A 5,457-nucleotide genomic window follows, 5' to 3' on the forward strand; every position below is an offset into this window, starting at 1 on the left:
TCGTACCTGTCGTGTGAACTAGGTCGGATCGTCGAGTACTTCCAACCTAGTTTATTCGATTTGGTGCAGGGCTACTAAAAGCCTACTCCATAGTCGGTACTCCGACTTGGTGTAGGTAGTTTACTTTTGTTTTACGGTTCGTAGTGAGGACTTTAGTCCTTCTTCCTGAGGACTTGCATTCCGAACGATCGAACCAGTTTTACAATAGTGGATCGAGGCGACATAAGCTTACCAGAAAAACCTCACCGATCTTGATTCGCGTGATAACAATTATGTTTTGTTTGACGGTTCGTAGTGAGGACTTTAGTCCGCATCCAAGAAAGGACTGAAGTCCGAACGATCAAACCAGTTTGATAAAAGTGAATCGAGCGGACACGAGCTTACCACAAATACCTCACCGCTCTTGAGAAGGCTGATAAAAATAGTGCCTGATGTCAGTAGAAACTCACATCAGGCACTATTAGAAATCCGATCGCGCAAATCAACTCTTTTTTTACCGGATGACGGCTAAAGCACCAGCGCCCGCAGCCGCAGCCGCCGAGGTAAGAGCCGTGAAAAACAGCCACCAAGATGCAACTTCCGCTGCTTTCCGGGTTTCTTCGGCTTGTTTTTCGGCTTGCAATTTAATGCTTTCGAGGCGAAGCTGCGCTTCTTGCTGCAAGCGTTCTGCTCTTTGCAAGACGGTATTTCTGCTTTTTTCAATTTGGTCGATCAAGCGGTTCGCATCTGCTTCAGAAATGTCCTCGCGCGAACTAATTAGGGCTACTAAAGTATCGCGGTTGAAATGACCGAGGCGATCGCGCAAAGCATCAAATCCGGCTTGCGGATCGTCAAATAACTTCCGCACATCCCGCGTGATACCCTCGTAATTTAGTTCTGGGCGATCGAGCGAATTGAGGTAATCCCGAACTTTTCCCAGAACCCCGTCAATTACTGACTGAACGCGCTCCTGTATTTTCTGAATTTGCAGTTGAAATTGGTCGCGCACCGACACAATTTGATCGACAATACGAGTCGCTTCTTCTTCCGAAATATCCGGGCGCTGAGACAGCAGGGAAATGGCTGTAGCTCGATCGATATGCGACAGTCGTTCGCCCAAACTATAAGCGCCGACTTTTGGGTCGTGTAGCAGCAGTTGCAAGTCCCGCTTGATGGCTTCGGGATTTAATTCATCCTTGCCCGTATTTCGCAAATAATCCTCTAAAATGCTCTGAAAATCCTGGACTTGAGTTTGCACCCGCTTCGCCAAACGGCGCGGTGCTTTCACGATCGATCCTAGAGTTTCCTGCACTTGGTCGATAATTTGATTGACTTGTTCCTCGGTCAAATCTTCTCTCTGAGAAAGCAGCTTGACCAAAGTATCGCGATCGACCTGAGAAAGGCGGCCGCGCAGCGCTAAAGCCCCTTCCTTGGGATTTTCCATCAATTTGGTCAAATCCCGCTTAATCCCTTCAGGATTGAGTTCTTCCTTGCCAGTCTTTCGCAGGTAATCTGCCAGGGCGGTGGTAGTTTGGTCGTACTGATCCTTAGCTTTTTCTGCCAGCTTTTGCGGTGCTTCCAGCGCGCTGTGCCAAGTTTCTTCGGCACTGTCGAGAAGCTGATTTACTTGGTCTTCGCTGAGGTCTTTCCGCTGAGATAGCAATTTTACCAAAGTTTCGCGATCGAACCGAGAAGCTCTAGCTTTTAGCGCCCAAATTCCCGCTTCCGGGTTGTCCAGCAGCGTTTTGAAATCGCGCTTGAGCCCTTCGGGATTGAGTTCTTCTTTGCCCGTAGACTTCAAGTATTCTTGTACTTTTTGCCACTGATTGTCTAGTCGGACTTGCGCTGCTTCTTGCAGACCTTTAGCATCTGCTAAAACTACATCTCGCGTCCTTTCCAACTCTTTAACAATCTGTTCTACTTCTTGGAAGCCGAAGCCTTCGCGACCTCTGAGGATTTGCACGAAACTATCGCGGGTGTATGGAGAAAGCCGATCGCGCAACTGTTCGTAATTCGCATCAGAATCCTCTAAAATTTTCTTGAAATCGCTTCCGATACCTGCTGCTGTCAGTTCTGCTTTCGGCGTCAGCTTCAAATAAGTTTCCAAGCGCCACTGCAAATCGCGAGCTTTTTCTTGCTCCTCCGCAAAAATAGCAGTTTGTAAAACTCGCTGTCTGATTCCTTCTAATTCCTGGGAAATTTCTTTAATTTTGTCTTGGGTAAAAACGCCTCGACTTGCCAGGATTTCGGCAAACTTGGACTGATTGAGTTTTTCCAATTCGCGGCGCACAGTTCCCGGATCTGCCGTTGGATCGTAGAGCACGTCACGAAATTCGCGCTCGATCGCGGTAGGGTTCATCTGCCACGAATAAGTGTTGAGCAAGTAGTTTTCTACGTCGGCACGAATTGGGCTGTAAGTTTCTGGTTCGCCTTTGACTTGAGCGGTAATTTTATCAGCTTGCTGGCTAACTTTGTCCTTAGCTGTTTTGAGCTGACCAATTACTTTTTCCACATCTAAGTCAGAAATATCCGTGCGACCCAAAACTATTCCCATTAAAGCATTAACTGCCATTGACGTTGCTTGGGACATCATTGTGGGGTTTTGTCCGGAATTTTGACCGCCCAGATTCCCGAGAACTTTTTCTACCCTACTTGTCAGCGTATCTGAGAGCAAATCTCCCGATTTTGCTGATTTGAGATAATCTATCAATTGGGCGATGCCGTCTGATTTCTGGTCTTGTTTTCCTACTTGTTTCCAAGCATCTTGGAGTTGGTCTACGATGCGGTTGACATCACGTTTTGACAAGTCCGATCGCGAACTGACTAAATCTACCAGAGTTTGGCGATCGAGATTCGGCAAATTTTCGCCAGCAATGCTTTTGAGTTGCGGATCGTTGAGCAATTTTTCAAACTCGCTACGCATCGCTTTGATGTCTAATTCCGGCGGTTTGAGGGCTTGGATGTAGTCTTCTACGTTTTCCCGCAAGCTTGTAGGGTCGATCGCGCTACCGAGCTCGTGGCCCACTGCTGCTGCTGCTGCTTTCGCCGTGGCGACGACTTGGTTGCTAGCTGCTTTGGCGCCGAGGGCTGCGGCTGCGGTGCCGAAAATAGCTTGAACGCCAGATGTTGCGGTGTTAACGACGGAACCAATCAGGGAACCGACGGTGGTAGAGCTCACCCATACCAGCAGTGAGAAATAGGCCGCCCACACGACTAAACCGACGATCGCACCTAAACCGGGACTGCTAATCAAACTAAGCTTAACTGCTAGCAAGCAAGCGAAGAATAGGGCGATGGTGACAGTGATTAGAGTCCAGGTACCGACTTTGCGCCCGATGTGGCGGACGGGACTACTGCTATCAGATTTGTGTCCATCGTCGTGGGATTGTCCGATGTAGGAAAGGCCTGCGGCTACTGACAAATTTGTCAGCAAGAGTTGGAAAGCGCAGGCGAGCACGACTCCAGATATTAAGGCGATAAAAAATTGCGGCCCGGAATAAAGGAGTGCTGCATCTTCTACTCTGCTTGTTGTTGTTGTAGTCTGTTCTACAGGCACTTGAGCCAGCCAGAACCCGATGTTATACAGTTGTGGATTAATTGGCAAATTTTGAAACATAGTATATTCCTCGTATATTCCTCGTTAAAGGGTGGGTGCGGCGCGATCGGCGAATGTATAGTTTTAGTCTCGTACCCCTAAAGGCAAGCATCGCCTTATTGACGAGCTAAAACATCCCCCTACAGTCGGAAGTGTATAGATATGTCTGCGGCCTGCTGTTGATTGAGGGATAATTGTGCTATGCCAGTTTTGTTTGGTTTGTGAAGTAGATTTTTTTAACGCAACGAAACACTTGCTTTGAAACACATTCACAATATCTACAGTCCCGAACACAACTGAAAGGTACGTAGTTGCGCTTCAGCGCTCTTATAGATCTAGAAAAGAGCGCTGAAGCGCAACTACGTACCTTCTTGCGATCGCCGAGAATTCAACGGACACGGTATTAGTTATTAACCTTCAAAGGATGGAATGATGCCACGAGAAAGTCATGCAATTATTATTGGCGGCAGTTTAGCAGGACTGTTGGCCGCTAGAGTATTAGCAAAACACTTCGATCGCGTAACTGTTATCGAACGAGATTTTTTTCCAGAAAAACCCGCACCCCGCCCCGGTATTCCTCAATCCCGACACCTGCACATCCTTTTGACTCGGGGAAAAATCATCCTAGAACAATTGTTTCCCGGCTTAGAAAACGAACTGATAGCTGCTGGTGCTCCGAGGTTAGATCCGAAGTCGATCGCCTGGTTTAGTCCCGCAGGTTGGGCGACACATTTTACCCCGGATCCAGATGATTTAGTTATGTTCAGTCGGGATTTACTCGATCGCCAAATTCGCCGTCGCTTGACAGAAAATACGAACGTGCATTTCCTGGAAGGAGGGACTGTAACAGGGTTGCTGGCGAATACTCAGGGCACGGCGATTGCTGGGGTGTCGGTGAGGAAGCGCGATCGCCAAAACCCAGGTAACATCAATGAAGAGAATTTGAATGCGGATTTAGTAGTCGATGCTAGCGGCAAAGTTTCGTCAACACCTAAATGGTTGAAAAAACTCGGCTATGAATCTCCGCCAGAAACAGTTATCAATGCTTTTGTCGGCTATGCTACCCGCATCTATGAATCCAGCGGTAAATTGTCAGATACAGCGCCTGTATTTGTGTCAACTGCACCGCCATTTCGCACTCGCGGCGGTGCAATTTTCCCGATCGAGGGGAATCGCTGGCTGGTGACTCTCGGCGGGGGCGATCGCGATTATCCGCCCGCAGACGCAGCAGGTTTTGTAGAATTTGCGCGCAGTCTGCCAACCCCGGTGATTTATGATGCGATTAAAGATGCAAAGGCGATCGCACCTGTGTATAGTTATCGAGGTACAGAAAACCGTTTGCGCCACTACGAACGCCTATCCCGTTATCCTGAAAACTTGGTAATTGTCGGCCATGCAGTTTGTGCTTTCAACCCAGTTTACGGGCAAGGAATGACGGTTGCTGGATTGGATGCTTTGATGCTGGATGAATGTCTGCAAAAACAGCGTCAGCGGTATCCTGAAGGCGATTTAACAAGCTTTGGGCGACATTTTCAACAAAAACTTGCAAAATTGCATACTATTCCTTGGACGTTTGCGATCAGTCAGGATTCGCGCTATCGGGGAAGTGAGGGTGCGAAACCAAACCTGGCTGCGCGACTGACAATTAATTACATGGATCTGGTGTTAAAAGCGTTGACTACAGATGCGAAAGTTTGTCAAGCTTTTTTGGAAGTGCTACACATGATTGAACCACCGACGATTCTTTTTCATCCTAGAATTGCGGTAAAGGCGATCGGGAAACCAGGTTCGTAGTGAGGACTTCAGTCCTCATAAAACTCGACGAGACCGAACTTTTAACTACAAACTTACTGATAAAAATCCCTCAGACAAAGGACTGAAGT

The 5,457-nt window shown here is 47.9% G+C and carries 2 protein-coding genes; one reads left to right on the forward strand and one right to left on the reverse strand.

Annotation, left to right across the window (positions count from 1 at the left end; genetic code table 11):
- Nucleotides 1-493: 493 nt before the first annotated feature.
- Nucleotides 494-3,595 (reverse strand): MFS transporter, encoded by a 3,102-nt coding sequence (locus QZ938_RS29540; RefSeq protein ID WP_293355235.1) that lies wholly within the window; start codon nucleotides 3,593-3,595, stop codon nucleotides 494-496.
- A 408-nt stretch (nucleotides 3,596-4,003) separates the two neighbouring features.
- On the opposite strand from QZ938_RS29540, the gene QZ938_RS29545 reads away from it, so the two are divergent.
- Complete coding sequence (locus tag QZ938_RS29545; protein WP_293355238.1) at nucleotides 4,004-5,368, forward strand: FAD-dependent monooxygenase; 1,365 nt, start codon at nucleotides 4,004-4,006, stop codon at nucleotides 5,366-5,368.
- Nucleotides 5,369-5,457: the final 89 nt, after the last annotated feature.

It is taken from the genome of Microcoleus sp. CAWBG27, from assembly GCF_020883145.1.
Classification (GTDB): Bacteria; Cyanobacteriota; Cyanobacteriia; order Cyanobacteriales; family Microcoleaceae; genus Microcoleus.

Bases quoted from the DNA above. Each gene is read 5' to 3' on its own strand.
- QZ938_RS29540 (WP_293355235.1), bottom strand. From the start codon at position 3,595: ATGTTTCAAAATTTGCCAATTAATCCACAACTGTATAACATCGGGTTC.
- QZ938_RS29545 (WP_293355238.1), top strand. From the start codon at position 4,004: ATGATGCCACGAGAAAGTCATGCAATTATTATTGGCGGCAGTTTAGCA.